We start from the raw sequence: 25836 nt of genomic DNA on the forward strand, positions 1-25836 counted from the left end.
GTGGGACCCTGGGCGGGGCGGGCGCGGAAGAGGGTAAATTTTCCGATACGCGGCGTCATGGTTGACGCTCACGCGCTCTGAAAGTAAGTTTCATCCGTGGCGAAGAGTCCGAAGATTTCCGCGAGTCACGAGCCCGGTGGGCTGATCGTCCACATCAGCGGGCTCCTGCCCTCGCTGTCCCCGGCCGAGCAGCGGGTGGCCCGGCTGGTCGTCGCCGATCCGGCGGACGCGGCCCGCCGCACCATCACCGACCTCGCCACCGCCGCCGAGACGTCCGAGGCGACCGTGATCCGGTTCTGCCGCTCGGTCGGCATGGACGGCTACCCCCAGCTGCGGATCCGGCTCGCCGCCGAGGCCGCCCGCCGGGTCGAGCCGCCGGACGCCCGGGTGGTCGGCGGCGACATCCCGCCCGGCGCCGACCTGGCCCAGATCATCGCCACCATCGCGTTCAACGACGCGCGAGCGGTCGAGGAGACCGCCGAGCAACTCGACCCGGCAAGCTGCGAGCAGGTGGTCGAGGCGATCGGCGCGGCCGGCCGGATCGACGTCTACGGCGCCGGCGCGAGCGGCTTCGTCGCCTCCGACTTCCAGCAGAAGCTGCACCGCATCGGCCGCACCGCGTTCTACTTCCCGGACGTGCACACCGCGCTCACCTCCGCCGCGCTGCTGGGCCGGGGCGACGTCGCGATCGGCATCTCGCACACCGGCACCACCTCCGACGTCATCGAGGTCCTGGAGCAGGCCCGGGCACGTGGGGCCACCACGGTGGCCTTGACCAACTTCCCCCGCTCGCCGATCACCGAGGTCGCCGACCACGTGCTCACCACCGCCGCCCGGGAGACGACCTACCGGTCCGGCGCCACGGCGAGCCGGCTGGCCCAGCTCACCGTGGTCGACTGCCTCTTCGTCGGGGTGGCCGCCCGCAGCCGGGCCAGGACCAAGAAGGCTCTGGAGGCCACCGCCGAGGCCGTCCGGTCGCGCCGGGTGGGTCCCGGTCGGAGGCGGGCATGACCGCGGGCCGGGTGGAGCGCGACGAGGTCGCCGCGATGCCTGCCGTGGTGCGCGTCGGCGCGCCGACCGAGCGGCGCAACCCGCAGAGCATCGACCTCGACCTGATGTCGACCCGGGACGTGCTCACCGTCATCAACGAGGCCGACCGGCGGGTGCCGGCCGCGGTGGCGGCCGTGCTCGACGAGATCGCCGAGACCGTCGACCTGGCCGTTGCGGCGCTGCGCGGCGGGCGTCGGGTGCACTACTTCGGCGCCGGCACGTCCGGCCGCCTCGGCGTGCTCGACGCGGCCGAGTTGGCCCCCACGTTCAACTCGCCGCGGCACTGGTTCTGCGCGCACCTGGCGGGCGGCCCGGAGGCCATGTGGCGGGCCGTCGAGGACGCCGAGGACGACGAGCGCGGCGCCGCCGCCGAGGCGGCCGAGTGCGTGCGACCCGGTGACCTGGTGGTCGGTCTGGCGGCCAGCGGACGCACCCCGTACGTCCTCGGTGCGCTCGCCGCGTCCCGGGTCCAGGGCGCCTCGACGGTGCTGCTCTGCGCCAATCCGGAGGCCGAGGCCGCGTCGTCGGTGGACGTGTTCATCGGGGTGGACACCGGACCCGAGGTGGTCACCGGGTCGACCCGGATGAAGGCCGGCACCGCGCAGAAGCTGGTGCTCAACACGTTCTCCACGGCCGTGATGGTGCGTCTCGGCCGGGTCTACTCGAACCTGATGATCGACATGGTGGCCACCAACGCGAAGCTGCGTGGCCGGATGATCTCCATCCTGATGGAGGCCACCGGGTGCGCCGAGGAGGTCTGCCGGGTCGCGCTCCAGCAGGCCGACGGCGACCTCAAGACCGCCCTCGTCGCGCTGGTCTCCGGCGCCGAGGTGCCGGCCGCCCGGGCCGCGCTGGCCCGCTCCGCCGACCAGGTACGCGGCGCGCTGGCCCTGCTCGCCTCCTGACCCCTCGCGTTCCCACCCGCCCGGCGCATCCGCCGGGCGGGTGCGACGCGTATCACGTGGTGGGAGGGGACGTCTCTCCCCGTGCGGATTGTTCAACCAGGCGGAGGGTAATCCTTCCGCAGGGCTGAACCGGCCGGTCCACTCCGCGCGTATCAGGCAGTGACCTCCGCCTCGCGGAGGCGGGGTGACGCGGCTCGCTGCGTTCATGGAAAACGCAATGGTGCCATTCCATGGGTGAACGGCGGATCCGCCTGCTTGCGGACCCCCGTTCACCAGGGCGTCCGCAAGACGTCCGAGCAGGGGTCCTGACAGGAAACATGGACCGGGCTCTCAGCTACTACTCAGGCATTCGTGACAGTTTCGACTCACGACATGGAATCCCCGACACGTCACATCTGTTGTGTAGGTGTCAGCACCTACGGGCACAGCAGGAGTTACGGGGAGGGCTGGTGAACGTGGGGATGGCAAGGAACCGGGCAACCGGCGCGAGCGAGGGGACCGTGGCAATCGTGGACAAGAACATCGGCATGCGTACCGACGAGGTCGCCGAAGAGCGGGACCTGGTCGGCGTCTACCTGCACGAGATCTCCCGGACGCCGCTGCTGGACGCCGCCCGCGAGGTGGATCTCTCCAAGGCGATCGAGGCCGGCCTCTACGCCGAGCACCTGCTCGACACCGAGCGGGTCCCGGACGGGGCCACCCGGGAGGAACTGGAGCGCGTGGTGGTCGAGGGCGAGCGGGCAAAGGACCTGTTCATCCGCGCCAACCTGCGGCTGGTCGTCTCCATCGCCCGGCGCTACGTGCGCTCCGGCATGCCCATGCTGGACCTGATCCAGGAGGGCAACACCGGCCTGGTCCGGGCGGTCGAGAAGTTCGACTACGAGCGGGGCTTCAAATTCTCCACCTACGCGACGTGGTGGATCCGCCAGGCCATCAGCCGGGCGATCGCCCAGCAGGAGCGGACCGTGCGGCTGCCCGTGCACCTGGTGGAGGACGTCAACCGGATGCGCAACGTGGCCCGGCAGCTCACCCGTGAGCTGGGCAGCGACCCGGAGCCGGAGCAGATCGCGACCGCGCTCGGCGTCACCGTCGAGCGGGTCAACGAGCTGCGCCGCTGGTCGCAGGACACCGTGTCGCTGGACACCCCGGTCGGCGACGACGGCGACACCAGCCTCGGTGACCTGGTCGCCGACAGCGACGCGCCGTCGCCGGAGGAGATCGTGCTCACCGGCCTGGAGCGGCAGCGGATCGAGGGTCTGCTCAACCACCTCGACGACCGGTCCGCCGGCATCATGCGGGCTCGCTACGGCTTGGAGGACGGGCGGGAGCACTCGCTGACCGAGGTCGCGTCGCGGTTCTCGCTCTCCCGGGAGCGGATCCGCCAGCTGGAGATCCAGGCGCTCGGCCGGCTCCGCGAGCTGGCCCGCGCCGAAGGGTTGCAGGCAGCCTGACCTGGCAGTGGTGAACGGCGAACGGCCGGCGTCCGACAGCGGACGCCGGCCGTTCGCCGTCGCGATCAGACCCGGCCGTAGCCGGCGATCGGCATGATGCCCATGCTCCGCTTGCTCACGTTGCGGCCCGCGCTGGGCGCGTCGATGATCTGACCCCCACCGACGTAGATCGCCACGTGCCCGAGCCCGGAGTAGAACACCAGGTCGCCCGGTTGCAGCGCGCTGCGGCTGATCCGGGTGGTGGCGTCCCACTGGGCCGCCGCGTTGTGCGGCAACGACTTCTTGGCGGCCCGCCAGGCGGCCAGCGTCAGGCCCGAGCAGTCGTAGCTGCCGGGACCGTCGTCGCCGTACCCGTACGGCTTGCCCACCGCGCCGTAGGCGTACCGCACCGCGATCCCGGCCTTGCCGGAGACCGCCGGCGGCTTGCCCGCCGAGCTCGCCTTGGCCGGCGCCTCGGTGGCCCGCCCGTACGCCTGCCGGCGCATTTCGTAGAGCCGGGACAGGTCCGACTCGATCCGCTTCTTGCCCGCGGCGAGCTGCTTGGCCTGCGCCGCCTCCCGGGCCAGCGTGAGGTCGAGCTGGGTCTTCTGCTCGATCAACCGCCGCTGGTCGGCGGTGAAACCGCTGATGGTGCGCTGCCGCTGGCGGGTGAGCTGGTCGAGCGTGCCCAGCCGCTCCGGCAGCGCGGCCGTGCCGCCCGGCTCCAGCAGCGCCGCCGCGGTGCGCATGCCACCGGTCTTGTACGCCGTGGCGGCCAGCACGCCCACGTCGGCGCGGCTCCGCTCGGCCTGTTCCTGCAACGGGCCGATCCGGGCCGTCAGCGCGGCCGCCTCGGCGTTGTTGGCCTTGATGTCCTCGTTGAGCTTGTTGTAGGACTCGACGATTCGCTCCAGCTCAGTCGAGGACTTCTCGATCTGCTTCGTCAGCTCGGCGGGGGTGGGCTCGGCCCGAGCCACCGACGCCGGGGCGAGCAGCGCGGCCGAGAGGCCGGCCACCGCCAGCGAGCGGAGCAGCATCCGTAAGGACGACAAGAGCGGAAAGCTCCTCTCCGTGGTCGGCGAGCGCGGTTTCGCGACCCGTCGACACCGGCCCGGTGCCGTCCGGACGGACGGCGGTCGACCGGACCGACCTGGACAACCTAACCCGTGATCGGAGTCGGCGGGAGTTCAAGGAGGGGCGAACGTTGGCAAAGTGTCGGAAAGTGACAATGATGACGCTGACGGTCAGTGACCGTTTTCCCGAGTGGCGGACGAGTCACACAATGGATCGCGGAACCGGGAATCCCACCGCGGGATCCGCGGCTCCGGGAGGCCACCGTGCAGACCGATCGCCCCTCCACCCACCCGCCCCGGCCGCCGCGCCCGAGGGCACCCACTCTGCTCTACGCCCGGCCCGGCATCGTCGTCACCGCCGAACGCTTCAGCGTCGGGCGCAACAGCTGGCCGATCGCCGACATCACCCAGCTCCGGACCGCCCGGGGTCCGCACGATCGGCTCGCCGTCCGGGCGGTCGCCGTCTCCGCCGCGCTGATCGCGTCGGTCGGCCTGCTGCTCGGCTTCACCGGCGGCCTGCAGCGGCTCACCGCCGGGGCGTATGTCACGCTCGGCGCGGTGGGGCTGCTGCCGCTGCTGCTCGTGCTGGCCGGGGACCGCTGGCGACCCCCCGCGCACGAACTCTGGGGGCGCGTCCGGGGCACCGAGGTGCTGCTGTTCACCAGCGACGACGAGCGGCAGTTCGGCCAGGTCACCCGCGCCCTGCGCCGGGCCCGGGAGGGCGCGCTGCGCGGCGGCCGGGCCGAGCCGCCGGGCGCCGGCCCGTGGCGGCCGACACGCTGACCGGGGTCAGCCGGCGACCGGCTCCGGGGCCCGGGGCCGGCGCTCGGCGGCCACCCAGTGGCTCACCCGCCGCTCGGCGTAGAACGAGACGAACGGCACGGTGCCGGCCAGCATCACCAGCAGCATCCGCTTCAGCGGCCAGTCGGCCCGGCGGGACAGGTCGAAGGTGAGCGCCAGATAGAGCATGTAGAGCCAGCCGTGCGCGACCCCCACCACCGCCACCACGCTCGGGTTGTCGAAGCCGTACTTCAGCGGCATGCCGACCAGGACCAGCACCACCAGCGCCACGCCCACGATCCAGGCGATCACGCGGTACCGGGTAAGGGCTCCGCCCACCGTCGTCCGTCCTTCCGCACCGGCCTCAGCCGGGATAGTCGCCGGGCCGGGCGCCCGGATTGGCGTTCAACCAGGAAAGATAGCGGTTGTACGCGGCCAGCTCGCCGTCGTCCGCCGCCCCGTCGGCCGGCACCACAGGCGTCCGGGCGACGCGCACCGGCCGGCGTACCGCCCCGGCGGCGCCGACCGGCTCGTCGCCGCCGGGCGCCGGTGACGCCGGAGCACCCGGCGGCCCGGGCTCGGCCCGCAGGGCCTGCCGCACCTCGCGCCACCAGACGAAGACCACGAAGCCGGCGAAGACCGGCCACTCGATCGCGTAGCCGAAGCTCAACGCGTTGCCGCCGGCGGCCCGGGTGACCTGCCACCAGCCCAGCCCGAGGAACCCCACCACCAGCACGACCATGGCCACGTGGCGGACGATCCACGCCGGTGTCCGGAGCCGCTGCATGCCATCGAGGGTACCGGGGCCGCCGGTCGTCTCCGACGCGGCGTCGTAGTGCGCGGGGTTTGGTGACATTCCGGCTGGGCAACCGTCTAGACGCCAGCCCGAACCAGACGAGGGGGCGACGATGACCGAATCGGTACGCGGGGACACCAGCCCGGAGCAGCGCGTCACCGAGTGGGACGGCGACCACGCCCGCACCGGGGCCGCCGACGGCGACCTGCCCGGGGTGGACCCCGCCGAGCTGGGCGACGAGGACCTGATCCGGGAGGTGCAGCGCCTGCACCGGACCCGGCTGGACACCCTGCGGCACGCCACCGACTCGGCGCTCGCCAACCACCTGCGCCGCACGGCCGAGCTGGAGACCGAATACCTGGCCCGGCATCCCGGTCGCGAGGTCGATCCGCACCGGCTGCGGGACGCCTGATGGCCACGCACGCCGAGCGCGGCATGTCCGCGCCGCCCGAGGTGGTCTTCAACACCGCCACCGACCCGCAGCGGTCCTCCGCCTGGCTGCCCGAGGAACTGCGCCACTCCGGCGCCTGCCGGGTCGAGGTGCTCGACGCCGACGACATGCGGGCCCGGTGGAGCAGCGCCGACTGGTCCGCGGAGATCGACGTCGAGCCGGCCGACGCCGGTGGCGCCCGGGTCCGGCTGGACCTGGCCGGCCCCGACCACGGCCTCGCCGGCGAGATCCTGGCCAACCTGGACCGCGCGGTGGCCGACAACCTGACCGCCGGCTGAGCCGGCCGCCATGACGACGAGGGAGGCCGGGTTGACCGGGAGTGGCCTGAAGCAGAAGGTGGCGCGCCTGCGCCAGGCGTACGCGCCGCACGAGCACCGACCGCTGGAGGGCTACCTGAAGGCGATGGGCACCTACGCCGGCGTGACCGCCGCGCTGGTCGGACTGGTCCGGGCGACCGGCCGGCCGGTGCCGGAGCGGCCCACACCCGCCGACGTGGTGCTGCTCTCCGTCGCCACGCACAAGCTGAGCCGGCTGTTGTCCAAGGACGCGATCACCAGCCCGCTGCGGGCGCCGTTCACCCGCTACGACCACCCGATCGGCAGCGGTGAGGTGATGGAGCAGGTCCGGGACGAGGGCAGCGCCACCCGGCACGCGCTCGGCGAGCTGGTCAGCTGCCCGTTCTGCCTGGCGGTGTGGGTGGCCACCGGGCTCACCGGCGGGCTCGTGCTCGCGCCCCGGCTGACCCGGCTGGTGGCGACCGCGCTGACCGCGGTCGCCGCCTCCGACTTCCTCCAGATGGGCTACGCGGTGGCCCAGCGGGCGGCCGAGGGCGGCCACCACGAACAGTGACCCGACGAACGGCGGGGCCGGCGCGTGGCGCCGGCCCCGTTCCGCGTGCCCGCCCGGGTCAGGTGGGGGTGGTGCCGTGGTCCTCGCCGGCCCAGCCGCGCGACGTCTCGGGCTCCCGCTCGTCGTCGCCGGTGATGACGTCGCGGTCCACCGCGGTGCGGTCGTGCTCGTTGGCGAAGTCCGGCTCCGGCAGCGTGTCCACGCCCTCCGGGGGCTGGCCGAGCGCCGGCAGGTGCTCGTGCTCGGGCTCACGGTCGGTCATCTGCGTCCTCTCGTCGGCGGTGCGCTCAGGCGACCGTGCCGCCCAGCAGGTCGGCCACCTCGTCCACCGCGTACTCGCCCTGCGGGAGCGCGGCGATCCGGGTGAGCAGTTCCGCCGGGAGTTCCGCGGCCACCGCCCGGCGGTAGATGTCGGTCTGACTGATCCGCTCCTGGCCGTGGTAGAGGTCGTCGAGCAGGTCGTCGAGCGGCCGGGTGTCCGGCTGCTCGGTCACGGGCGCGTCATCGGTCACGCCGACCACCTACCCGGCGCCGAACCGGTCAAACTCTCCCCAACCCCGCTCAGGCCGGCGTGGGGAGGGCGGCCCGGCGGGCGCGGACCGCCTGGGCCAGGTGGTCGAGCACCTCGGCGGTGGTGTCCCAACCGATGCAGGCGTCGGTGATCGACCGGCCGTACTCCAGCTCCCGGGTCGGGTCCAGGTCCTGCCGGCCGGAGCGCAGGAAGCTCTCCAGCATGATCCCGACGATGCCGCGCCGGCCGGCGGCGAGCTGCCCGGCCACGTCCGCGGCGACCAGCGGCTGGTTGCGGTGGTCCTTGCCGCTGTTGGCGTGGCTGGCGTCGATCACCACCCGCTCGGGCAGCCCCGCGGCGCGCAGCAGGTCCAGCGCCCCGGCCACCGACCGCGCGTCGTAGTTGGGCCGGCCGCCCCCGCCGCGCAGCACCAGGTGGCCGTCGGTGTTGCCGCGGGTGTGCATGATCGCCGGGGTGCCGGAGACGTCGATGCCGGGGAAGACGTGCGGCACGCCGGCCGCCCGGATCGCGTCCACGGCGGTGTCGATGCTGCCGTCGGGGCGGTTCTTCATGCCGATCGGCATGGACAGGCCGGAGGCGAGCTGCCGGTGCACCTGGCTCTCCACCGTCCGGGCCCCGATCGCGCCCCACGCGACCGTGTCCGCGATGTATTGCGGGGTGATCGGGTCGAGGAACTCACAGCCCACCGGCAGGCCCAGCCGCAGCACGTCGAGCAGGAGCGCCCGCGCGGTCCGCAGGCCGGTGTTCACGTCACCCGAGCCGTCCAGCGCCGGGTCGTTGATCAGGCCCTTCCAGCCCACGGTCGAGCGCGGTTTCTCGAAGTAGACCCGCATCACCACCAGCAGGTCGTCGGCGACCCGGTCGGCGGTCTCGCGCAGCCGCCCCGCGTATTCCAGCGCGGCTGCCGGGTCGTGCACGGAACACGGGCCGACCACCACCAGCAGCCGGTCGTCGGCGTGGTCCAGCACCCGGGCGACCGCGCGCCGGCCGGCCACGACGGCCTCGGCCAGGGGCGCGTCGAGCGGCAGGTGGTGGTGCAGCAGGGCCGGGGTGGTCAACGGCACCACGCGATCGATCCGCTGGTCGATCACCCGGCGGGCGTCCGAGGAGGTGGTCACGGTGGGGATCCTTCCGCCGACCGTGCCCCGGGGCCGGCGCCCGGGGGTCGAGCCGGCTGCTCGTGTGCGAAGGGGTGGGGAACCATCCCCGCCCCGGCCGGCTCGAAGAGGAAAGTGACGTCAGCTCACGGTCGAGTCACCGGCTCCTCCAGCCGGCTGCCTAAACCATCGATACGAACGAGTCACGTCGGCCAGCGTACCCGACCCGCCCGGCCACGCCCGGCTCCGTTCCGCGAAGCGGGACGCGGGGTATGGGCACATCCATGAGTCACCACCAGAACGACCAGGACCGGATCTCCTCCCGTGCGCACCTGCTTCCGGAGGAGGCGGCGGCCGGCAGCGACGACGCGCGGGCCCAGGCCGACGCGATCCTCGCCGAATCGGATCTGCGGGAGGAGGACCAGAACGCCGCCCCGGACACCGTGCTGGAGCACCGCACCTCCGCCGAGACCGTCAACCCCGTCGAGCCGCCCGACTGAACCCGACCCGCCGACCCCGACGCGACCCCCGGTAGCCGGCGTCCCGCAACCGGGCCAGCGGGCCGGCCAGCCGCAGGCCCGGCGGCACGTTGCCGATCGGGTCGAAGGCCAGCGCGGCGTCCTCCCGGGCGCCGCGCCGGCCGCTCAGCCGTACCTCACCGAACGGCCGCCACGGCCCCACCGACGAGGCCACCGCGAGCACCAGGCGGGGTTCGTCGCCGACCACCGCCGCGCCCGCCTCGGCCAGGGTGCGTCCCAGGTCCGGTGAGTCCGGGTCGGCCAGCACGGCCAGGAACAGCCGCCGCGCCCCGGCCCGGAACGACATGATCGAGGTGTACGTCCCGGTGAAGCGCCGCCGGGGCAGCGGCAGGTTCCGCAGCACCGGCGCCGCGCCGCTGGAACTCACCAGCAGGTCCACCGGCGGCTCCGGGTCCCGGTGCAGCCGGACCGCCACGCCCAGCACGTCCGGCCAGCCGGCCGGCGTCGGCGTCCCCTTGGACAGGCGGACGGTGGCCGGCCAGCGACCGGGGCGGTCCAGCAGCGGCACCCCGGTCGGCGGCCCCGGCGTACCCCAGATCAGCACGTCGGCGGCGAAGACGCGGCCGGCGGGATGCAGCAGTCGGGCGTGCCGCAGCCGGGCCAGCGCGGCGGCGGCGCGTTCGACGGCGGACGGTGCGGGGGTCATGCCGGGACGGGTACCCCGTCGGGCGGCGACGACGCGGGCGCGCGTCCCCTTTCCGCCCACCGGATCGGATAGCGTCGTGCCATGCCCGACAGCGGTTTCCCCTGGCCGATCGAGACGACCCGACTGGACAACGGCCTGCGTGTGGTGGTGAGCGAGGACCGCACCGCACCGGCCGTGGCGGTCAACCTCTGGTACGACGTGGGTTCCCGCCACGAACCGGCGGGCCAGACCGGCTTCGCCCACCTCTTCGAACACCTGATGTTCGAGGGCTCGGTGAACGTGGCGAAGACCGAACACATGAAGCTGATCCAGGGCGCCGGCGGCTCGCTCAACGCGACCACCAACCCGGACCGGACCAACTACTTCGAGACCGTCCCGGCCGAGCACCTGGAGTTGGCGCTCTGGCTGGAGGCCGACCGGATGGGCGGCCTGGTCCCGGCGCTGACCCAGGAGACGCTGGACAACCAGCGTGACGTGGTGAAGAACGAGCGGCGGCAGCGCTACGAGAACGTCCCCTACGGCGACGCCTGGCTGCGGCTGCTGCCGCTGCTCTATCCGCCCGGCCACCCCTACCATCACGCCACGATCGGGTCGATGGCCGACCTGAACGCCGCCGACCTGGCGACCTTCCAGGCGTTCCACGCCACCTACTACGCGCCGAACAACGCGGTGCTCACCGTGGTCGGCGACACCACCGCCGCGGAGGTGTTCGCGCTGGCCGACAAATACTTCGGCGGCCTGGCCCCGCGCCCGGACATCCCGGCCGCCCCGGACGGGCGCACCGTGCCGGCCACCGGCAGCCCGGCGGTGGAGACGGTCACCGCGGACGTGCCGGCCGCCCGCGTCTACCTCGCGCACCGCACCCACCCGTTCGGCGACCCCGGCTACGACGTGACGACGGTGCTCGCCACGGTGCTCGGCAGCGGCCGGGGCAGCCGGCTCTACCAGCGGCTCGCCGACGGCGAGCGGATCGCCCAGCCGGACCTCGTCGGCGCGTACGGGGTCGACCTGGCGCACGCGCCGGCCCCGCTGATCGCCACCGCCACCGCCCGCCCCGGGGTGACCGCCGACCGGCTGCGTGACGGGCTGGCCGAGGTGGTCGACGAGTTGGCCACCGTGCCGGTGACCGCTGCCGAGCTGGATCGGGCCAAGGCGCTGCTGAGCACCATGTGGTGGCGGCAGAAGTCCACGGTGGACGGCCGCGCCGACACGCTCGGCCGCTACGCCACCCAGTTCGGTGACCCGGCCCGGGCCGCCGACCGGCTGCCCGCCTGGCTGGCCGTCACCGCCGAGCAGATCGCCGACCAGGCCGCCGCACTGTTCGGCGCCGACGACCGGGTGATCCTGACCTACCTGCCCGAGGAGACCTCATGACCCTGATCGCCACCCGTCCCGGTCCCGGCGCCGCCCGCGCCTACCGGTTCCCCCAGGTGGTCCGGCGGACGGTCGCCGGCGGGCAGGTCGTCGCCGCGCACCTGCCCGGGCAGAACCTCGCCGTCGCGCTGCTGCTGCTCGACGGCGGCGCGGGCCGGGAGCCGGTCGGCAAGGAGGGCCTCGGCGCGGTGCTGGCCAAGGCGCTGGAGGAGGGCACCGCGCAGCGGGACGCCACCGCCTACGCGCTGGCCATCGAGGCGCTGGGCACCGAGCTGGTGAGCGGGCTCGACTGGGACTCGTTCCAGGTCAGCGTGCAGGTCCCGGTGGGCCGGTTGAGTGCCGCCGTGGAGCTGATGGCCGAGGCGGTCCGCACGCCGCGCCTCGACCCGGCCGACGTGCTGCGGGTCCGCGACGACGAGGCGACCGCGCTGCGGATGGACTGGGCCAACCCGGGGCCCCGCGCCGACGCGGTGCTGCGCGCCGACCTGTTCGGCGCCGAGCAGCGGTGGGGACGCCCGCTCTACGGCGACCCGGAGAGCGTGGCCGCGCTGGAGTCCGACGACGTCACCGTCTTCCACTCGGAGTGGTTCATCCGCCCCGGCACCCTGGTGGTCGCCGGTGACCTGGACCGGATCGACCTGGACGCGCTCGGCGCGGCGGCGTTCGCCGGCACCGGCGGCGGGCCGGTGGACCGGGGCGGCCCGATCGAGGTGCCGCTGGCCGACCGGCGGCGGATCATCCTGGTCGACCGGCCCGGCTCGGTGCAGTCCACGCTGCGGCTCGGTCACCCGTCGCCGCACCGGGCCCACCCCGACCACGTGCCGATGACGCTGGCCGGCACCGTGCTCGGCGGCGCGTTCACCTCCCGCCTCAACCACCTGATCCGCGAGGTGCGCGGCTACACGTACGGCATCCGCGGCGACTTCGCCTCGTCCCGGCGGTTCGGCCGGTTCGCGGTCAGCTCCGGCGTGCAGACCGCGGTGACCGCGCCGGCGCTCGTCGAGTCCGTCGGCGAGGTCTCGCGTACCCGGTTGACCGGGGTGACCGAGGAGGAGCTGGAGGTGGCCCGCTCGTGGCGGGCCGGGCAGCTCTCGGTCGAGTTGCAGAGCCCGCGTGCCATCGCCTCGGCGCTGACCACGCTCGTGGTGCACGACCTGCCGGACGACTACCACGCCCGGCTGCGCGAGGCGCTGCTCGCGGCCACCGTCGAGGAGGTCTCCGCGGCGGCCGGGGAGCACCTGCACCCGGAGGCGCTGACGCTCGTCGTCGAGGGGGACGCGGCGGTGATCCGGGACGAGCTGGTGGCCGCCGGCCTCGGCGAGGTGGTCGACCACGCCTGACCGGGCGGGGCGGCGGGATCGATGTGATTCCCGTCGCCCCGGCCCGCGCGCTGGGAAAGGCTTCCCGTCCGCGCGTCCCGGCTGGGTAGCCTCGCGGGCATGAGGATCGGCATTGTGGGTGCCACCGGCCAGGTCGGTGGCGTGATGCGGCAGGTGCTGGCGGAGCGCGACTTCCCGGCGGAGCAGGTGCGGTTGTTCGCCTCGGCCCGGTCGGCCGGGCGCGCGCTGCCCTGGCGCGACGGCGAGGTGACCGTCGAGGACGCGGCCACCGCGGACTACCGCGGCCTGGACATCGTGCTCTTCTCGGCCGGCAAGGGCACCGCGAAGGAGTTGGCCCCGCGCGTCGCCGAGGCCGGCGCGGTGGTGATCGACAACTCGTCGGCGTACCGGATGGACCCCGACGTGCCGCTCGTCGTCGCCGAGGTCAACCCGCACGCGATCGCCGACCGGCCCAAGGGCATCGTGGCCAACCCGAACTGCACCACGATGGCCGCCATGCCGGTGCTGCGCCCGCTGCACGTCGAGGCCGAGCTGGTCGGCCTCGTGGTCGCCACCTACCAGGCGGTTTCCGGCGCCGGCCTGGCCGGCGTGGCCGAGTTGGACGAACAGGTCCGCAAGGTGGCCGAGGACGCGAGCGCGCTCGCGTTCGACGGCTCGGCGGTGCAGTTCCCGGCCCCGCGTTCGTTCGCCCGCCCGATCGCCTTCAACGTGCTCCCGCTGGCCGGTTCGATCGTCGACGACGGCTCCTTCGAGACCGACGAGGAGCAGAAGCTGCGCAACGAGAGCCGCAAGATCCTCGGCATTCCCGGGCTCAAGGTCTCCGGCACCTGCGTGCGGGTGCCCGTCTTCACCGGCCACTCGTTGCAGATCAACGCCCGGTTCGCCCGGCCGATCGACCCGGCGCGGGCCCGCGAACTGCTCGACGGCGCGCCGGGGGTGGCGCTGAGCGACGTGCCCACCCCGCTGGAGGCGGCCGGGCAGGATCCGACGTACGTGGGGCGGATCCGGGCCGACGAGACGGTCGAGCACGGCCTGGCGCTGTTCTGTGCCAACGACAACCTGCGCAAGGGCGCGGCGCTCAACGCCGTGCAACTCGCCGAGCTGGTCGCCGCCGAGCGCTGAGCCCCGCGCCGTCGGGGGCGTCCGGAACCGGCGCGGACGCCCCGACGGCGGGTATACCGCCCGGCCGCCACAGACACCGGCGCGTGGGAGGCACGATGCCGGCCGGACCGGACACCGGGGACGTCGACGAGGTCGAGGCGGGGCTCGGCTCTGGCTCTACCACTACCTGAGCCGGCACCGGGAACTCCTGCAGGCGGACGCGACCTCCCGGTTCTTCGGGGTCGAACGGATCCGGGCGGCGCTCGGCGTGGTCGCGTACGCGCTTGCCGGTCTGCTGGGCTGGCTGGGCGTGCCGGCGGGCGTTACCCCGCCTCCGGCGGCGGGTAGACCGCGGTGCCGACACCGAGAGGGGAGCACCATGACAACGGTCGGAGAGTTCATGACGACCCGGTTGGTGACGATGGACGGCAACGACACGCTCGCCGCGGCGGCCCAGGAGATGCGCGACGGCGCCATCGGCGACGTGGTGGTGACCGACGGCGACAACGTGGTGGGCATCGTCACGGACCGGGACATCACGGTCCGCGCCGTGGCCGAGGACCGCAACCCCGCCACCACCCGGCTCAACGAGATCACCAGCAAGGACGTGGTGACGGTGAGCCAGCACGACGACGCGGTGGCCGCCGCCGACCTGATGCGCACGTACGCCGTCCGCCGGCTCCCGGTGACCGAGGACGGTCGGCTGATCGGCCTGGTCTCGATGGGTGACCTGGCCGTCGAGCGGGAACCCCAGTCGGTGCTGGCGGACATCAGCGCCGACGACCCCAACAACTGACCGTCCGCCGCGGTGACGCCGGCCCCCGGTTCGGGGGCCGGCGTCCTGGTCGCGCCGCCCGCCGCGCCGTCACCCGATCCGGGCGAGATTGACCCCGTTCCCGGCGGGGACCCGGTGCCTGTCGACGAGGGGACCGCTGGTATCCCGGGAGGAGTCGCCTTCGATGGACATGACCACGAGATTCTTCGAGGACCTGGATCGGCGCGGGTTCGACCCGCTGCTCGTCAAGACGTCCGGAACGGTCCGGTTCGACCTGCACGAGGGCGCGCAGACCACACACTGGCTGCTGGAGATCGAGCGGGGCAACCTGCGGGTCCGGCAGGCCGACGGCGAGGCGGACACCGTGGTCGGCACCGACCCGCGACTGTTCGGCGCGCTCGTGCACGGCGAGGAGAACACCGTCGCGGCGCTGCTGCGCGGTGACATGACCGTCGTCGGTGACCTGCGGCTCGTCCTGCAGGTCGAACGGGTCTTTCCCGGTCCGCCGGACGCTCGCGGACCGCACCACGCATTCTCCAGGAGGACCGTCTGATGGCCGGGAGCAACACCGTCCGGATCCTGGACGGAAACACGTTCGTGGTCTCCGAGGACACCGGCGACATCGAGGCCACACCGAGCGAGCCGACCGGTCTGTTCTCGCTCGACACCCGCTACCTGTCGAAGTGGGTGCTCACGGTGAACGGGGAACGGCTGAACGCGCTCTCCTACGACGACCTGCAGTACTACGAGGCCCGGTTCTTCCTGGTGCCGGGCCTGGCGACGCACTACGTCGACGCGAAACTGTCGATCATCCGGGAGCGGGTGGTGGGCGGCAGCTTCCGGGAGACGCTGACCATCTTGAACCACGACGAGAAGGCGGTCGATCTGGAGATCCGGATGGACGCCGGCTCCGACTTCGCCGACCTCTTCCAGGTCAAGGACGAGATCCTGAACAAGAAGGGCGAGCTGTACGCCGAGGCGGAGTCGGACCGGCTGCGGCTGGGCTACCGGCGGGGCAACTTCAAACGAGAGACGATCCTCTCCGCGAACCGGCCGACCCGCTACGACAACCGGGGCTTCGGCTGGAGCCTGCACCTGGAACCCAACGAACAGTGGGACGTCCTCATCGACGTGCAGACGTTCGCCATCGGGCCCGGCGGCCGGGACCTGCGGATGGGGTTGCGGGCGCACGGCACCGAGCGGCTCGCGCTCCAGCACGACCTCCAGGAGTGGATCGACCGGGCGCCCAAGGTGAACAGCGAGCACGGCCGGGTCGCCGCGACCTACCGGCGGAGCATGGTCGACCTCGCCGCGCTGCGCTTCTCGCCGCTGTCGCTCGGTGGGCAGACGCTGCCCGCCGCCGGCCTGCCCTGGTTCATGACCATGTTCGGCCGGGACAGCATCCTCACCTGCCTCCAGGTGCTGCCGTTCGCGCCGGAGATGTCGAAGACCACGCTGCGCATCCTCGGCGCCCTGCAGGGCACGCGGTTCGACGACTTCCGGGACGAGGACCCGGGCCGCATCCTGCACGAGATGCGCTACGGCGAGACCGCCGCGTTCGAGGAGCAACCGCACTCGCCCTACTACGGCTCGGTGGACGCGACCCCGCTGTTCGTGGTGCTGCTCGACGAGTACGAGCGGTGGAGCGGCGACGTGGCGCTGGTCAAGGAGCTGGAACGGGAGTGCCGGGCCGCGCTGAAGTGGATCGACGACTACGCCGACCTGGTCGGCAACGGCTACATCTGGTACGAGCGGCGCAACACCGACACCGGTCTGGAGAACCAGTGCTGGAAGGACTCCTGGGACTCCGTCTCGTACGCCGACGGCTCGCTGCCGCCGTTCCCGCGGGCGAGCTGCGAGGTGCAGGGGTACGCGTACGACGCCAAGACGCGGGCCGCCCGGCTGGCCCGGGAGTTCTGGGACGACCCCGCGTACGCCGATCAACTGGAACGCGAGGCGGCGGAGCTGAAGGCGCGGTTCAACCGCGACTTCTGGGTCGCCGACGGCGGCTTCTACGCGCTCGCGTTGGATCCGCAGGGACGGCAGTGCGACGTGCTCAGCTCCAACATCGGCCATCTGCTGTGGAGTGGCATCGTCGACGACGAGCGGGCGCCGGTGATCGCCGAGCACCTGGTGGGTCCGCGGCTCTGGTCGGGCTGGGGGGTGCGGACGCTGGCCGAGGGTGAGGTCCGCTACAACCCGATCGGCTACCACAACGGCGCGGTCTGGCCGTTCGACAACTCGTTCGTCGCGTGGGGGCTGCGCCGGTACGGCTTCGCCGAGGAGGCGGCCTGCGTGGCGAACGGGATCCTGGACGCGGCGACCTACTTCGACGGTCGGCTGCCGGAGGCGTTCGGCGGCTACCAGCGGGAGCTGACGAAGTTCCCGGTGGAGTACCCGACCGCGTGCAGCCCGCAGGCCTGGTCGACCGGCGCGCCGCTGCTGCTGATCCGGACCATGCTGGGGCTGGAGCCGCACGAGGGGCACCTGGCCGTGGACCCGCGGCTGCCGGTGGGCATGGGGCGGATCGAGGTGCTGGACATCCCGGGCCGGTGGGGCCGGGTGGACGCGTTCGCCCGGGGCCGGCTGGACCTGCACAACCCGGCCGACTGACCGGGCCACTGAGCCCGGGCCGGGCTCAGTGGCCGGGCGGCGGCTCGTCGGCGCGCGCCTCGTGCGGGGGCAGCAGGCAGAACTCGTTGCCTTCCGGGTCGGCCAGCACGGTCCACCGGGGCAGCTCGCGGACCACCGTCGCGCCCGCCTCCAGCACCGCGGCCCGCTCCTCGGCATCGCCGACCAGGTCCAGGTGGATCCGCCCGGGTGCGGGCAGGTCACCGGCCGGGCTGATCCACAGGTCCGGCCGGCGTCCGTGCGGGTCGCGCAGCAGCACCGCCTCGGTCGGCCCGAGCGTGCGGTCGGCGAGCTTCGCCCGGTCGGCCTCGGCCACGGGCAGCCCGGTGACCGTGCTCCAGAACGGGGCGAGCAGGTAGGGATCGCGGCAGTGGATGACGATCGCGGCGAGGTCGGGCATGCCTCGAACCTAGTGGGCCGGGACCGCGGGCAGGACGCTGTCCAGGAACGCGGCGGCGACCGCGCGGCACGGGAGCGGCCCTACGGTCGCGTAACCTACCCGGGGTAAAGTTGCCGAATGCCGGAGCTCGTGTACCCGCCCGTGATCACCGCCGCCAAGACGATGTTCCGCGCCCTCGACCTGCGCCTGGACGTGCGGGGCAGCGAGAACGTGCCTGCCACCGGCGGGGCCGTGCTCGCGTCCAACCACGTGAGCTACCTCGATTTCATCTTCTGCGGCTACGGGGCGCACCCGTCCCGCCGGCTGGTCCGCTTCATGGCCAAGGAGAGCGTCTTCCGGCACCGGGTCTCCGGCCCGCTGATGCGCGGCATGAAGCACATCCCGGTCAACCGGGCCGCCGGGGCCGGGTCGTACGCCACCGCGGTCGGCGCTTTGCGCCGGGGCGAGGTGGTGGGCGTCTTCCCGGAGGCGACGATCAGCCGGTCCTTCACCGTCAAGGACCTCAAGAACGGCGCGGCCCGGATGGCGCAGGAGGCCGCCGTGCCGCTGCTGCCGGTGGCGCTGTGGGGCACCCAGCGGCTGTGGACGAAGGGCCGCCCGCGCACGCTGACCCGCCGGCACACCCCGATCACCATCCTGGTGGGCGAGCCGATGGACCCGGGCGCCTACCCGGACGCCACCGTCCTGACCGCCGAGCTGCGGACCCGACTGTCGGCGCTGGTCGACCGCGCTCAGCGGGAATACCCGGACCAGCCCGCCGGCCCGGACGACGCCTGGTGGCAGCCGGCCCACCTGGGCGGCACCGCGCCCACCCCGGAGCAGGCCGTCGAGCTGGACCGTTCCGACCGCCGCTCCCGAAGCGCCTCCTGACCGGCGCCGCCCGCGCGGTCGCGGGTCGTCGCAGCGGGCGTCAGCAGGCGGAGCCGGGCTGGTCCCGGGCCGGGAGCCGCAGCGGCCACGGGGACGCCTCGGCCACCGGCTGGCGGTAGTAGTCGTCCCGGGACAGGAACTCCACCGGAAGCGAACCCGGCAGCGTCACCACGCCCAGCGTCGGGCCGGGGGAGGCGGCGACCCGGGTGGTCAGGGCGTCCCGCTCCGGCGGGGACAGGTCCACCAGGTCGGGGTGGGCCAGCCGGAACCCGGCCACCGAGCGGCGCACCTGCCGGGCCAGCGCGGTCACCACGTCGACCGGGCCGGTGAGCGCGAGCGCCGGCTGCCGGATGGTGCGCAGGGCGTCGCAGACCACCCGCAGTTCCACCGCGTCGTCGCCCACCTCGGCCAACTCCAGCCGGGACGGCCACTGCCAGCGGATCTGGCCGCTGACCAGGCGGGACAGCCGGGCCGAGCGCCGGTGCCGGGCGCCGGTCGGGCTGTCCCGCCCGGGGACCAGGGACAGTTCGGGACCGGTGCAGACGTAGGCCAGCCGCCGGTCGGTGACGGTGACCGAGGCCGGGTCGGGCAGCGCCCAGCAGCGCACGTCCTCGGTCGGGCCGAGCAGGTGGCCGGCGACCAGCAACCGGTGCTGGCCGAGCAGCCGTTCGCCCGGCTCGGGCACCAGCGCGTAGCGCCGGTCGAGCAGGGGACGGGTGGGGTCGTCGTCGGCGTCGAAGCGGTGTGGGCCGATGAAAAATGGTGCGGCGTCCTCCGGCACGGTCAGAACCTCCCGGTGACGGTTGGCGGTATCGGTGAGCCTGACCGATTCCTGGGGTGATTGTCATGACACCCGTTAGGGGGTCGGCCGGTCGGCCGACGCCTGCGACCGGTAGATGCCGATGTCTTCCGGTCGGACGAGGCCGTCCTCGATCGCCCGGGCGAGGAGAGCCGCCTTGGTGGCCGCCGGGCGACCCGCCCGGGTGTACTTGATCCGCGCCCGGTCCACATACTGCTTGACGGTGTGTTCGCTGATCTGCATCCGGCGCGCCACCGACGCCTTGGACATCGACTGGAACCAGAGCAGCAGCGCCTCCCGCTCCTTGTCCGACAGGGCCGGCCGGTCCGGACGGGCGTCGCCGACCATCGCGCCGGCCAGCGCCGGCGGCACGTACGGGCGGTCGCTCGCCGCCGCCAGCACCGTGCCCACGCAGTGCTCCCGCCCCTCGTGCTTGGCCAGGAACGCCACCGCGCCCGCATCCAGCGCGGCCAGCATGGTCGGCGGGTCGGTGTGCTCGGAGTAGACCACCACCCGCCGGCCGGCCGCGCTCAGCTCGGCCAGCTTGTCCAGCACCATCCGCCCGTGCAGCCGCAGGTCGAGCAGCACCACGTCGGCCTCCGGCGCGGCCCGCAGCACCGCGTCCGGGTCGTCGCCGGTCGCCAGCACCCGCAGCCGCGGCTCGGTGGCCAGCCAGGCGCGCACCCCGTCGATCACCACGGGGTGGTCGTCGACGATCGCCACCCCGATCGGGTGCCCGGGGTTCACGTCCGCCGCCAGCGGGTCTGCGTCCACCTGATCTCCCCGTCCCGCTCGTGCAGGTGCTCCACCGGGCCGTCGCCGGCGGGTGGCGCCGCGGAGTCGTCCGGGCCGTCGTGGTCCGGTGTCACCAGGCTGACCACCACCTCGTCCGGGCCGGCGACCACGGTCAGCCGGGCCGAACCGCGGGCGCCGGCGAGCGCCGCGGTGAGCGGGTCGGCAAGCCTCCGGCGCACGTCCACCGGCAGCTCCGGTGGCGTGCCGACCGCGACCAGCTCGATCGGCAGGCCGTTGCGTTCGGCCAGGTCGGCGGCGGCGCGCAGCTCGTGCAGCAGTGGATCCGGCACGTCGTCGGACTCGGCGATCAGCCGGCGCAGCCGGGCGGCGGCCAGCACGGCGCGGCGGCGGACCGCCGGATCTGCGGGGTCGGCGTCGCCGGCCGCCAACGCGGACAGCACCTCCTCGGCGGTGCCGCTGACCAGGGCCAGCCGGGCCTGCCGTTCGCCCTGGGCGCGCTCGGCCGCCGCCCGTTCCGCGGCCACGGCCAGCGCCGCCGCGGCGGTGCCGGCGCCGTCCCGGGCCAGCGCGGTCAGCGCCGCCGCGCCGGCGAACACCGCCACCGGCAGCGTGGAGGTGCCGTAGACGTACATCGCGTAGCGGCTCAGGTCGGCGGGCGTGGTCGCGCCGTGCAGCACCACCGCCACCAGCGCGATCACCGCGTGCGCGGCGAGCAGGACCAGCAGCCAGCGCACCGGCCGCCGCCAGAGCGCCAGCAGGAAGAACCAGGCCAGCCCGCCCCACACCCAGTTGGCGGTGCTGAACAGGAACCGCTCGCCGGCCGCCGCGAACACCGCCGCGTCGACCACCAGCAGCGCCGCGGCCAACCGCCGGGCCGGGGGCAGCCCACCGCGCAGCAGGCGTACGCCGGTGGCGACGCCGGCCAGCGCGGTCACCAGCCAGCCGACCGCCACCACCGCCGGCGCGGCCATCCCGGACCCCGCCGACAGCACCGCCGGCAGCCCCACCACCAGGTGCCAGGCCAGCGCGATGACGACCGCGACGAGCCGGGCGCCCCGGTCCGACGCGTCCGCCACGGCGTGCGCCTCCGGCGGGGGCGCCACCGCCGCGCGGGCGCGCCCGGGCAGCCGGGGCCGGGGCCGCAGCGTCGCGCCGGCGGTCACCGCCGCGGGGGACTCAGTCGCCATCCGACCACTCCAGCCGGACCCGGGTGCCGGCGCCAGGGACGGAGGTCACCACCGCCCGGCCGTCCACAGTGGCCATCCGGCCGTGGATGGACTCGCGCAGCCCGTACCGGTGGGCCGGGACCGTGGCCGGGTCGAAGCCCGGGCCGTCGTCGAGCACCTCGACCACGACGGCGCCACCCGCGCGGTCCAGGCGCAACGCGGTGCGCGCGCCCGGCGCGTGCCGCGCCACGTTGGCCAGCGCGGCGGCGGCGCTCTCGGCGAGCGCCGTGGCGACCTCCGCCGGAATCCGGCACGGCGGCAGCGTGGCGCGCACCGGCAACTCCGGCAGCCCGGCCAGGACGGTGCGCAGCCGTTCGGCCAGGTCCGCCTCGCCGGTCGCGGTCCGCGCGCCGGCCAGGCCGCCGAGGGTACGCAGGTCCGCCGCGCACCGCTCGCGCAACGCGGCCGAGTCGCCGGGCACTGCGCCGAGCCCGACCATGGTCAGCGTGCCGAGGACGGTGTCGTGCAGGTCCCGGTTGTGCCGCCGTTCCGCCGCCCGCGCGGCGCGGGCCACCACCGCCTCGTGGGACAACCGCCGGTAGTCGGCGAACGCGGCGTCGCCCCGGCCGATCCAGCGGCGCATCACCGCGGTCATCACCGCCGTGCAACCGGTCTGCACCACGAGCGTGCCGGCGTGCGCCCGCGCCTCGACCGGGTTGCCGGCCAGCGCGGCGCCGGTCGCGTAGGCGGCGGTGACCAGCAGGCCGGCCGGCACCGACCAGCGGGCCGGCGCGGTGGCCTGCGCGTTGATCACCGTGGTGCTGGCCAACACCGCGACCCAGCTCGCCTCGCCGGGCAGCACCTCCGGCGCGACCAGCCACGGCACGGCCAGCGCGGCGGCGGTGGTGAGCGCCACGTCGCCGGCCACCAGCGCGACGCCGATGCCGTGCCGGAACGCGCGCACGGCGTACCAACCGGACCACGCGGTGAGCGCCACGACGGCCGGGATGAGCACCGCCACCCGCACCGGCGGCGTACGCACCGACAGGGCGACCACCGCGCCGACCAGGCCGCAGGTGAGCCGGAGCAGCGCCGGCAGGGTGGTGAAGATCAGCGTGAACGCGCCGCCCGCGGGACGGTCCAGGGGGGACCGTGGCAGGGTCGTGGCGGCAGCCACCGGCATCGAGGAGGCGTCCTTCCGGCATCGACCCGGCCGGGTCCGCGCGGCATAGATTGACGCCGGAGAATAGCACGCTTTGTCGGAACTGGTCACCCTCGGTGGGCGTTGCGTCGCTTACCCGACCGGAAAAGCGGATCGTCAACGTCCGGTTTCGGCCCGGTGGTGGTGGTCTACGGGACGCGATCAGCGGGCGTCGTGCCTGGCGTAGGCCGCGTGTCGGCTGTCGCGTGCCCGCGGGGTTGACCGGCCGACGTCGGCATCCGTGGCCTGCCGCTGACGCGCCGAGCGCCTCCCCTCCTCCGTCGAGGGCTCCGGCCACAGGTCGTCGATGGTGGCGTTGAACTCGGCGCCGATCAGCACGGCCAACGCGGTGAGGAAGAAGAACAACAGGACCGCGATCGGCGCCGCCGCCGGGCCGGCGTCACCGCCCAGGCCCGAGCCGAGATAGAGGCGTAGACCCACACTGCTCAGCACCCAGATCAGCAGCGCGAGCACCGCACCGGGGAAGTCCTTGCGCCACCGGGTCCGCACCGGCACCGCGAGATGGTAGAGCGAGGTGAGAGCGACCAGGGAGAGCACCACCACCACCGGCCAGTAGGCCGCGCTGACCAGCCAGCTCAGGTCGGATCCGGACACCTGGGCCAGCAGGCGGCCCAGGATGTCGGGGCCGATCACGATCAGCGGCAACAACACCGCGCCGATCACCAGCCCGGCCAGGTACATGGCCAGGCTGAGCAGCCGGGAACGCCAGAAACTGCGCAGGCCGCCCAGGTCGTAGGCGGTGGTGACGGCCGAGACGTAGCTGCTGACCGCCGCCGACCCACTCCACAGGGCGAGCACCACCCCGAGGGACAGCAGGCCGGAATGCCCCTCCCGCAGGGTGTCCCCCACCAGCGGCCGGACGATCTCCTGCATGGTGCGGTCGGTGAAGACGCCGTCCGCCCAGCCCAACAGCGATCGCGCGACCCAGCCGGCGGTGTCGGCGCCGATGACGTCGCCGAGCTGACCGATCAGGGCCAGCAGGGCCAGCAGCAGGGGCGGCATGGACAGCATCGTCCAGAAGCTCGCCTCGGCCGCCAGCCCGTGTATGCGGTCCCGCAACGCCCCCCGGGCGGTGCCGACGCCGACCTGGGCCCCGACCCGTGCGCCGGCCCGCAGGCGCTGCCGCGCCAGCGTGCCGTACCGGTGGAAGTCCCGCATCGTGTCTTGTCTGCCCTGGCCCGCCGGCGTCGAAACCCCGCGCCCGGCGGCTCACGGATCCGCGGCGAACTCCTGCGGCTTGATAGCCAAGGTGCACACCGCTGTCCGTCTCCGGCAGCCGCACACGATGTGATGTTCTCTCCAGATGACTCGGCCCCTCTTGGCAACTCTTCCCCCCGACGTCGAAGCGCGTCTGGCCCGAGAACACAACGTCTGGCTGTGCACCCTGCGCCCCGACGGCTCCCCACACGTGACGCCGGTGTGGTTCGTCCACGCCGACGGCGTCTGGTGGATCGGATGCGAGGGCGGCAGCGTCAAAGCCCGTAACGTGGCGGCGGACCCGCGCGTCTCCCTGGCCCTGGAAGACGGCGTCAACCCGGTCGTCGCCGAGGGCACCGCCCGGCTCCACCGCGCCGAATTCCCAACCGCTGTCGTCAAGGCCTTCGCGCACAAGTACGACGGATGGGACATCCGGCGGCCGGTCACGCCGGACGGGGACCGCGTCCTGCTGGAGATCCCGGTTCGGCGGTGGCTGCTCGCCGGCACGGCACGCTGACCTCGCACGCCTGCCAGGGCGTCATGTCCAGGTGCGGGTAGCGTTGCGCCACGCCGGCGACGGTCGCGGGGGTCCAGTAGGGATGGCCCGGCGGCGGGAACCCGAACAGCGCGAGCTGCGCCGGGGTCGCCCGGCTCACGAAGCGGTACCAGGCGGGCTCGTGGCTCCGCTCGGCCCAGGCGTGCCGGTTGCCCCAGTCCACGGCCGCCGGCCGGAAGCTCAGGTGCATGCTGTAACGCGCGCCCCGGGGCGTGGTCAGGCCGGCGCCCCGGTGGAACGTGCCGGGTTGGAACGCGACCACCGTGCCCGCCGGGCCGGCGCCGGACACCTCCGCCTGGTAGAGATGCGGGCTGCCGGTGGGCGCGACGAACTCGCCGAACCGCGCGCCTTCTGGCTCGACGAGCACTACGACCGTGAGCACGGCGTCGACGGGCGTGGCCGCCACGAGGCCGAGGTGCTCGCACGTACCGACGAGTTCGCCGACGCGTGGGGCGACATCGCGCCGGTCGCCTTCGCCGCGACCGCCTGGCGGATCGCCACCGAGCTGTCACCGGGCTACGTTCGCTGGCACCGGCGGATCGTTTCCGCGACGTGCGCGCCGAGCCCCTGGGACGGCAGCCTGATCTGCGCCGTCACGGTGATCTCCCGGTGGCCGGCCGAACTCACCTGGAGCCGGCAGTGGCAGCGTGACCGGGGCTGGCGGGACTGGCCGCAGTTGTTTGGCCAGTACACGACGCCGACCGAGCAGGACCTGACCCGCAGCCCGCACCTGCGCGCCCTGCTCCAGGTGGACGTGCCCGTCCCGCTCGGCGACCTGCCGCCGGCGCCGGACGGGCCGGACGACTCGGTGGCCGCCACGGCGCGGCGGGCGGTCGTCGTGCTGACGCGGGAACTCAACGACCTGCTCGGCCCGGTGATCGGTCAACTGGAGGCGGGCGTCCCGGCGGACTCCTGACCACCGGACGGCAGCCAGTCCCGCCGGAGCAACCCGAAGACCCACGAGTCGGAGACGTCGCCGTCCACCACGCAGTCCTCCCGTAACGTGCCCTCCCGCAGGAATCCGAGCTTCTCCAGCACCCGGGCGGACGCCAGGTTGCGGGTGTCGGTCTCCGCCTGGACGCGGTTGAGGTCCAGCGTGTCGAACGCCCAACCCAGCAGGGCGCGCGCCGCCTCCGTCGCGTAGCCCTGACCCCAGGCCGCGTCGTCGAAGCAGTAGCCCAGCGACGCGCTCCGGTACTCCGGGTTCCACCGGACCAGGCCGCACCAGCCGAGGAACGCCCCGTCGCAGAGCCGGTCCACGGTCACCCGGGCCCCGGTGCCCTCCTCGGCCATCCGTCGACAGGCGGCGACGAACCGCGCGGCGCGTTCCGGGTCGCGCCACGGCGGCGAGTCCCAGTAGCGCAGGACGCGGGCGCTGCTGTGCAACGCGAAGAGGTCGTCCGCGTCGCTGTCGGCGACGGGACGCAGCCGGAGGCGGGCGGTGCGCAGGGTGGGGGTGGGCAGCGACATGGGTCCGATGATCCCGTTCGGCACGGGTGGC

General features: G+C 73.9%; 32 protein-coding genes. 17 read left to right on the forward strand and 15 right to left on the reverse strand.

Going from position 1 to position 25836, the window contains the following annotated elements; translation table 11 throughout:
- Window positions 1-96: 96 nt before the first annotated feature.
- From AB0H28_RS17390 to AB0H28_RS17400, 3 genes are all read left to right on the forward strand, one after another.
- Entirely contained in the window at window positions 97-1011 is a 915-nt protein-coding gene (locus AB0H28_RS17390) for a MurR/RpiR family transcriptional regulator (RefSeq protein ID WP_358040579.1), read from the forward strand.
- The gene (gene murQ / locus AB0H28_RS17395) at window positions 1008-1955 is read left to right on the forward strand and encodes an N-acetylmuramic acid 6-phosphate etherase (RefSeq protein WP_358040582.1); all 948 of its coding nucleotides are present in this window, start codon (window positions 1008-1010) and stop codon (window positions 1953-1955) included. Before AB0H28_RS17390 ends, murQ begins: the two co-directional genes overlap by 4 nt.
- Window positions 1956-2416: 461 nt before the next feature.
- Window positions 2417-3406 carry a sigma-70 family RNA polymerase sigma factor gene (locus tag AB0H28_RS17400; protein WP_358040865.1) on the forward strand — a complete coding sequence of 330 codons (990 nt, stop codon included), beginning with the start codon at window positions 2417-2419 and terminating at the stop codon, window positions 3404-3406.
- Between the two features lie 65 nt (window positions 3407-3471).
- On the opposite strand, the gene AB0H28_RS17405 is transcribed toward AB0H28_RS17400, so the two are convergent.
- Entirely contained in the window at window positions 3472-4437 is a 966-nt protein-coding gene (locus AB0H28_RS17405) for an NlpC/P60 family protein (RefSeq protein ID WP_358040585.1), read from the reverse strand.
- 285 nt (window positions 4438-4722) lie between these two features.
- On the opposite strand from AB0H28_RS17405, the gene AB0H28_RS17410 reads away from it, so the two are divergent.
- A complete protein-coding gene (locus AB0H28_RS17410) occupies window positions 4723-5241 on the forward strand; it encodes a DUF6232 family protein (RefSeq protein WP_358040588.1) in 519 nt (172 codons plus the stop codon).
- 6 nt (window positions 5242-5247) lie between these two features.
- On the opposite strand, the gene AB0H28_RS17415 is transcribed toward AB0H28_RS17410, so the two are convergent.
- A complete protein-coding gene (locus tag AB0H28_RS17415) occupies window positions 5248-5577 on the reverse strand; it encodes a DUF3817 domain-containing protein (RefSeq protein WP_358040591.1) in 330 nt (109 codons plus the stop codon).
- Between the two features lie 25 nt (window positions 5578-5602).
- Window positions 5603-6025 (reverse strand): hypothetical protein, encoded by a 423-nt coding sequence (locus AB0H28_RS17420; RefSeq protein ID WP_358040594.1) that lies wholly within the window; start codon window positions 6023-6025, stop codon window positions 5603-5605.
- A 121-nt stretch (window positions 6026-6146) separates the two neighbouring features.
- On the opposite strand from AB0H28_RS17420, the gene AB0H28_RS17425 reads away from it, so the two are divergent.
- Genes AB0H28_RS17425 through AB0H28_RS17435 form a run of 3 tightly spaced genes read left to right on the forward strand, consistent with a single transcriptional unit; the run spans window position 6147 to window position 7334 of the window.
- Window positions 6147-6446: a DUF6158 family protein gene (locus AB0H28_RS17425; protein ID WP_358040597.1), complete on the forward strand. Its 300-nt coding sequence runs from the start codon at window positions 6147-6149 to the stop codon at window positions 6444-6446.
- A complete protein-coding gene (locus AB0H28_RS17430) occupies window positions 6446-6763 on the forward strand; it encodes an SRPBCC family protein (protein WP_358040600.1) in 318 nt (105 codons plus the stop codon). Before AB0H28_RS17425 ends, AB0H28_RS17430 begins: the two co-directional genes overlap by 1 nt.
- A 10-nt stretch (window positions 6764-6773) precedes the next feature.
- Complete coding sequence (locus AB0H28_RS17435; protein ID WP_358040603.1) at window positions 6774-7334, forward strand: DUF1360 domain-containing protein; 561 nt, start codon at window positions 6774-6776, stop codon at window positions 7332-7334.
- A gap of 58 nt (window positions 7335-7392) precedes the next feature.
- Here AB0H28_RS17435 and AB0H28_RS17440 read toward each other — a convergent pair whose 3' ends face one another.
- Genes AB0H28_RS17440 through AB0H28_RS17450 form a run of 3 tightly spaced genes read right to left on the reverse strand, consistent with a single transcriptional unit; the run spans window position 7393 to window position 8993 of the window.
- The gene (locus AB0H28_RS17440; protein ID WP_358040606.1) at window positions 7393-7596 is read right to left on the reverse strand and encodes a hypothetical protein; all 204 of its coding nucleotides are present in this window, start codon (window positions 7594-7596) and stop codon (window positions 7393-7395) included.
- Window positions 7597-7621: 25 nt separating this feature from the next.
- Window positions 7622-7846 carry a hypothetical protein gene (locus AB0H28_RS17445; RefSeq protein ID WP_091069627.1) on the reverse strand — a complete coding sequence of 75 codons (225 nt, stop codon included), beginning with the start codon at window positions 7844-7846 and terminating at the stop codon, window positions 7622-7624.
- 49 nt (window positions 7847-7895) lie between these two features.
- The gene (locus AB0H28_RS17450; protein ID WP_358040868.1) at window positions 7896-8993 is read right to left on the reverse strand and encodes a 3-deoxy-7-phosphoheptulonate synthase; all 1098 of its coding nucleotides are present in this window, start codon (window positions 8991-8993) and stop codon (window positions 7896-7898) included.
- A 254-nt stretch (window positions 8994-9247) separates the two neighbouring features.
- On the opposite strand from AB0H28_RS17450, the gene AB0H28_RS17455 reads away from it, so the two are divergent.
- Complete coding sequence (locus AB0H28_RS17455; RefSeq protein WP_358040609.1) at window positions 9248-9463, forward strand: hypothetical protein; 216 nt, start codon at window positions 9248-9250, stop codon at window positions 9461-9463.
- Here the strand turns inward: AB0H28_RS17455 and AB0H28_RS17460 are convergent.
- Window positions 9438-10148 carry a phosphodiesterase gene (locus AB0H28_RS17460; protein ID WP_358040612.1) on the reverse strand — a complete coding sequence of 237 codons (711 nt, stop codon included), beginning with the start codon at window positions 10146-10148 and terminating at the stop codon, window positions 9438-9440. The two genes, AB0H28_RS17455 and AB0H28_RS17460, sit on opposite strands and share 26 nt — an antisense overlap.
- Before the next feature lie 81 nt (window positions 10149-10229).
- On the opposite strand from AB0H28_RS17460, the gene AB0H28_RS17465 reads away from it, so the two are divergent.
- The 6 genes from AB0H28_RS17465 to AB0H28_RS17490 all read left to right on the forward strand — a co-directional run bounded on the left by AB0H28_RS17465 (window position 10230) and on the right by AB0H28_RS17490 (window position 17351).
- On the forward strand, window positions 10230-11522 hold the full coding sequence (locus tag AB0H28_RS17465; protein ID WP_358040615.1) for a pitrilysin family protein: 1293 nt from the start codon (window positions 10230-10232) through the stop codon (window positions 11520-11522).
- On the forward strand, window positions 11519-12862 hold the full coding sequence (locus AB0H28_RS17470) for a pitrilysin family protein (protein WP_358040617.1): 1344 nt from the start codon (window positions 11519-11521) through the stop codon (window positions 12860-12862). Before AB0H28_RS17465 ends, AB0H28_RS17470 begins: the two co-directional genes overlap by 4 nt.
- Before the next feature lie 99 nt (window positions 12863-12961).
- Window positions 12962-13984 (forward strand): aspartate-semialdehyde dehydrogenase, encoded by a 1023-nt coding sequence (locus AB0H28_RS17475; RefSeq protein WP_358040620.1) that lies wholly within the window; start codon window positions 12962-12964, stop codon window positions 13982-13984.
- Window positions 13985-14342: 358 nt separating this feature from the next.
- On the forward strand, window positions 14343-14759 hold the full coding sequence (locus tag AB0H28_RS17480) for a CBS domain-containing protein (RefSeq protein ID WP_358040623.1): 417 nt from the start codon (window positions 14343-14345) through the stop codon (window positions 14757-14759).
- A 163-nt stretch (window positions 14760-14922) separates the two neighbouring features.
- Complete coding sequence (locus tag AB0H28_RS17485) at window positions 14923-15291, forward strand: SCP2 sterol-binding domain-containing protein (RefSeq protein ID WP_358040626.1); 369 nt, start codon at window positions 14923-14925, stop codon at window positions 15289-15291.
- A complete protein-coding gene (locus tag AB0H28_RS17490) occupies window positions 15291-17351 on the forward strand; it encodes a glycogen debranching N-terminal domain-containing protein (protein WP_358040628.1) in 2061 nt (686 codons plus the stop codon). The genes AB0H28_RS17485 and AB0H28_RS17490 overlap by 1 nt, the downstream gene beginning before the upstream one ends.
- 25 nt (window positions 17352-17376) lie before the next feature.
- On the opposite strand, the gene AB0H28_RS17495 is transcribed toward AB0H28_RS17490, so the two are convergent.
- Window positions 17377-17769, reverse strand: a complete 393-nt coding sequence (locus AB0H28_RS17495) for a VOC family protein (RefSeq protein WP_358040631.1) — start codon at window positions 17767-17769, stop codon at window positions 17377-17379.
- A 117-nt stretch (window positions 17770-17886) separates the two neighbouring features.
- On the opposite strand from AB0H28_RS17495, the gene AB0H28_RS17500 reads away from it, so the two are divergent.
- On the forward strand, window positions 17887-18639 hold the full coding sequence (locus AB0H28_RS17500; protein WP_358040634.1) for a lysophospholipid acyltransferase family protein: 753 nt from the start codon (window positions 17887-17889) through the stop codon (window positions 18637-18639).
- A 40-nt stretch (window positions 18640-18679) separates the two neighbouring features.
- Here AB0H28_RS17500 and AB0H28_RS17505 read toward each other — a convergent pair whose 3' ends face one another.
- From AB0H28_RS17505 to AB0H28_RS17525, 5 genes are all read right to left on the reverse strand, one after another.
- Window positions 18680-19420, reverse strand: coding sequence for a hypothetical protein (locus AB0H28_RS17505; RefSeq protein ID WP_358040637.1), 741 nt, complete (start codon window positions 19418-19420; stop codon window positions 18680-18682).
- A 75-nt stretch (window positions 19421-19495) separates the two neighbouring features.
- Window positions 19496-20212: a response regulator transcription factor gene (locus tag AB0H28_RS17510; protein WP_358040640.1), complete on the reverse strand. Its 717-nt coding sequence runs from the start codon at window positions 20210-20212 to the stop codon at window positions 19496-19498.
- Entirely contained in the window at window positions 20182-21381 is a 1200-nt protein-coding gene (locus tag AB0H28_RS17515) for a hypothetical protein (RefSeq protein WP_358040643.1), read from the reverse strand. The genes AB0H28_RS17510 and AB0H28_RS17515 overlap by 31 nt, the downstream gene beginning before the upstream one ends.
- Window positions 21371-22543, reverse strand: a complete 1173-nt coding sequence (locus tag AB0H28_RS17520; RefSeq protein WP_358040646.1) for an ATP-binding protein — start codon at window positions 22541-22543, stop codon at window positions 21371-21373. The genes AB0H28_RS17515 and AB0H28_RS17520 overlap by 11 nt, the downstream gene beginning before the upstream one ends.
- A 180-nt stretch (window positions 22544-22723) precedes the next feature.
- On the reverse strand, window positions 22724-23740 hold the full coding sequence (locus tag AB0H28_RS17525; RefSeq protein WP_358040649.1) for a YihY/virulence factor BrkB family protein: 1017 nt from the start codon (window positions 23738-23740) through the stop codon (window positions 22724-22726).
- A gap of 145 nt (window positions 23741-23885) precedes the next feature.
- Between AB0H28_RS17525 and AB0H28_RS17530 the strand changes: the two genes are divergently transcribed.
- A complete protein-coding gene (locus AB0H28_RS17530; protein WP_358040652.1) occupies window positions 23886-24296 on the forward strand; it encodes a TIGR03618 family F420-dependent PPOX class oxidoreductase in 411 nt (136 codons plus the stop codon).
- Here the strand turns inward: AB0H28_RS17530 and AB0H28_RS17535 are convergent.
- Window positions 24223-24717 (reverse strand): hypothetical protein, encoded by a 495-nt coding sequence (locus AB0H28_RS17535; RefSeq protein WP_358040655.1) that lies wholly within the window; start codon window positions 24715-24717, stop codon window positions 24223-24225. The two genes, AB0H28_RS17530 and AB0H28_RS17535, sit on opposite strands and share 74 nt — an antisense overlap.
- A 33-nt stretch (window positions 24718-24750) precedes the next feature.
- Here AB0H28_RS17535 and AB0H28_RS17540 point away from each other — a divergent pair, with 33 nt between their 5' ends.
- Window positions 24751-25251: a hypothetical protein gene (locus AB0H28_RS17540; protein ID WP_358040658.1), complete on the forward strand. Its 501-nt coding sequence runs from the start codon at window positions 24751-24753 to the stop codon at window positions 25249-25251.
- Here AB0H28_RS17540 and AB0H28_RS17545 read toward each other — a convergent pair.
- Window positions 25218-25805 (reverse strand): GNAT family protein, encoded by a 588-nt coding sequence (locus tag AB0H28_RS17545; protein WP_358040661.1) that lies wholly within the window; start codon window positions 25803-25805, stop codon window positions 25218-25220. The two genes, AB0H28_RS17540 and AB0H28_RS17545, sit on opposite strands and share 34 nt — an antisense overlap.
- Window positions 25806-25836 lie beyond the last annotated feature (31 nt).

This window comes from Micromonospora sp. NPDC050980 (genome assembly GCF_040653835.1).
Lineage (GTDB): Bacteria > Actinomycetota > Actinomycetes > Mycobacteriales > Micromonosporaceae > Micromonospora.

Bases quoted from the DNA above. Each gene is read 5' to 3' on its own strand.
- murQ (WP_358040582.1), top strand. From the start codon at position 1,008: ATGACCGCGGGCCGGGTGGAGCGCGACGAGGTCGCCGCGATGCCTGCC.
- AB0H28_RS17400 (WP_358040865.1), top strand. From the start codon at position 2,417: ATGGCAAGGAACCGGGCAACCGGCGCGAGCGAGGGGACCGTGGCAATC.
- AB0H28_RS17420 (WP_358040594.1), bottom strand. From the start codon at position 6,025: ATGCAGCGGCTCCGGACACCGGCGTGGATCGTCCGCCACGTGGCCATG.
- AB0H28_RS17425 (WP_358040597.1), top strand. From the start codon at position 6,147: ATGACCGAATCGGTACGCGGGGACACCAGCCCGGAGCAGCGCGTCACC.
- AB0H28_RS17430 (WP_358040600.1), top strand. From the start codon at position 6,446: ATGGCCACGCACGCCGAGCGCGGCATGTCCGCGCCGCCCGAGGTGGTC.
- AB0H28_RS17435 (WP_358040603.1), top strand. From the start codon at position 6,774: ATGACGACGAGGGAGGCCGGGTTGACCGGGAGTGGCCTGAAGCAGAAG.
- AB0H28_RS17440 (WP_358040606.1), bottom strand. From the start codon at position 7,596: ATGACCGACCGTGAGCCCGAGCACGAGCACCTGCCGGCGCTCGGCCAG.
- AB0H28_RS17455 (WP_358040609.1), top strand. From the start codon at position 9,248: ATGAGTCACCACCAGAACGACCAGGACCGGATCTCCTCCCGTGCGCAC.
- AB0H28_RS17460 (WP_358040612.1), bottom strand. From the start codon at position 10,148: ATGACCCCCGCACCGTCCGCCGTCGAACGCGCCGCCGCCGCGCTGGCC.
- AB0H28_RS17465 (WP_358040615.1), top strand. From the start codon at position 10,230: ATGCCCGACAGCGGTTTCCCCTGGCCGATCGAGACGACCCGACTGGAC.
- AB0H28_RS17470 (WP_358040617.1), top strand. From the start codon at position 11,519: ATGACCCTGATCGCCACCCGTCCCGGTCCCGGCGCCGCCCGCGCCTAC.
- AB0H28_RS17475 (WP_358040620.1), top strand. From the start codon at position 12,962: ATGAGGATCGGCATTGTGGGTGCCACCGGCCAGGTCGGTGGCGTGATG.
- AB0H28_RS17480 (WP_358040623.1), top strand. From the start codon at position 14,343: ATGACAACGGTCGGAGAGTTCATGACGACCCGGTTGGTGACGATGGAC.
- AB0H28_RS17485 (WP_358040626.1), top strand. From the start codon at position 14,923: ATGGACATGACCACGAGATTCTTCGAGGACCTGGATCGGCGCGGGTTC.
- AB0H28_RS17490 (WP_358040628.1), top strand. From the start codon at position 15,291: ATGGCCGGGAGCAACACCGTCCGGATCCTGGACGGAAACACGTTCGTG.
- AB0H28_RS17495 (WP_358040631.1), bottom strand. From the start codon at position 17,769: ATGCCCGACCTCGCCGCGATCGTCATCCACTGCCGCGATCCCTACCTG.
- AB0H28_RS17500 (WP_358040634.1), top strand. From the start codon at position 17,887: ATGCCGGAGCTCGTGTACCCGCCCGTGATCACCGCCGCCAAGACGATG.
- AB0H28_RS17515 (WP_358040643.1), bottom strand. From the start codon at position 21,381: ATGGCGACTGAGTCCCCCGCGGCGGTGACCGCCGGCGCGACGCTGCGG.
- AB0H28_RS17520 (WP_358040646.1), bottom strand. From the start codon at position 22,543: ATGCCGGTGGCTGCCGCCACGACCCTGCCACGGTCCCCCCTGGACCGT.
- AB0H28_RS17525 (WP_358040649.1), bottom strand. From the start codon at position 23,740: ATGCGGGACTTCCACCGGTACGGCACGCTGGCGCGGCAGCGCCTGCGG.
- AB0H28_RS17530 (WP_358040652.1), top strand. From the start codon at position 23,886: ATGACTCGGCCCCTCTTGGCAACTCTTCCCCCCGACGTCGAAGCGCGT.
- AB0H28_RS17545 (WP_358040661.1), bottom strand. From the start codon at position 25,805: ATGTCGCTGCCCACCCCCACCCTGCGCACCGCCCGCCTCCGGCTGCGT.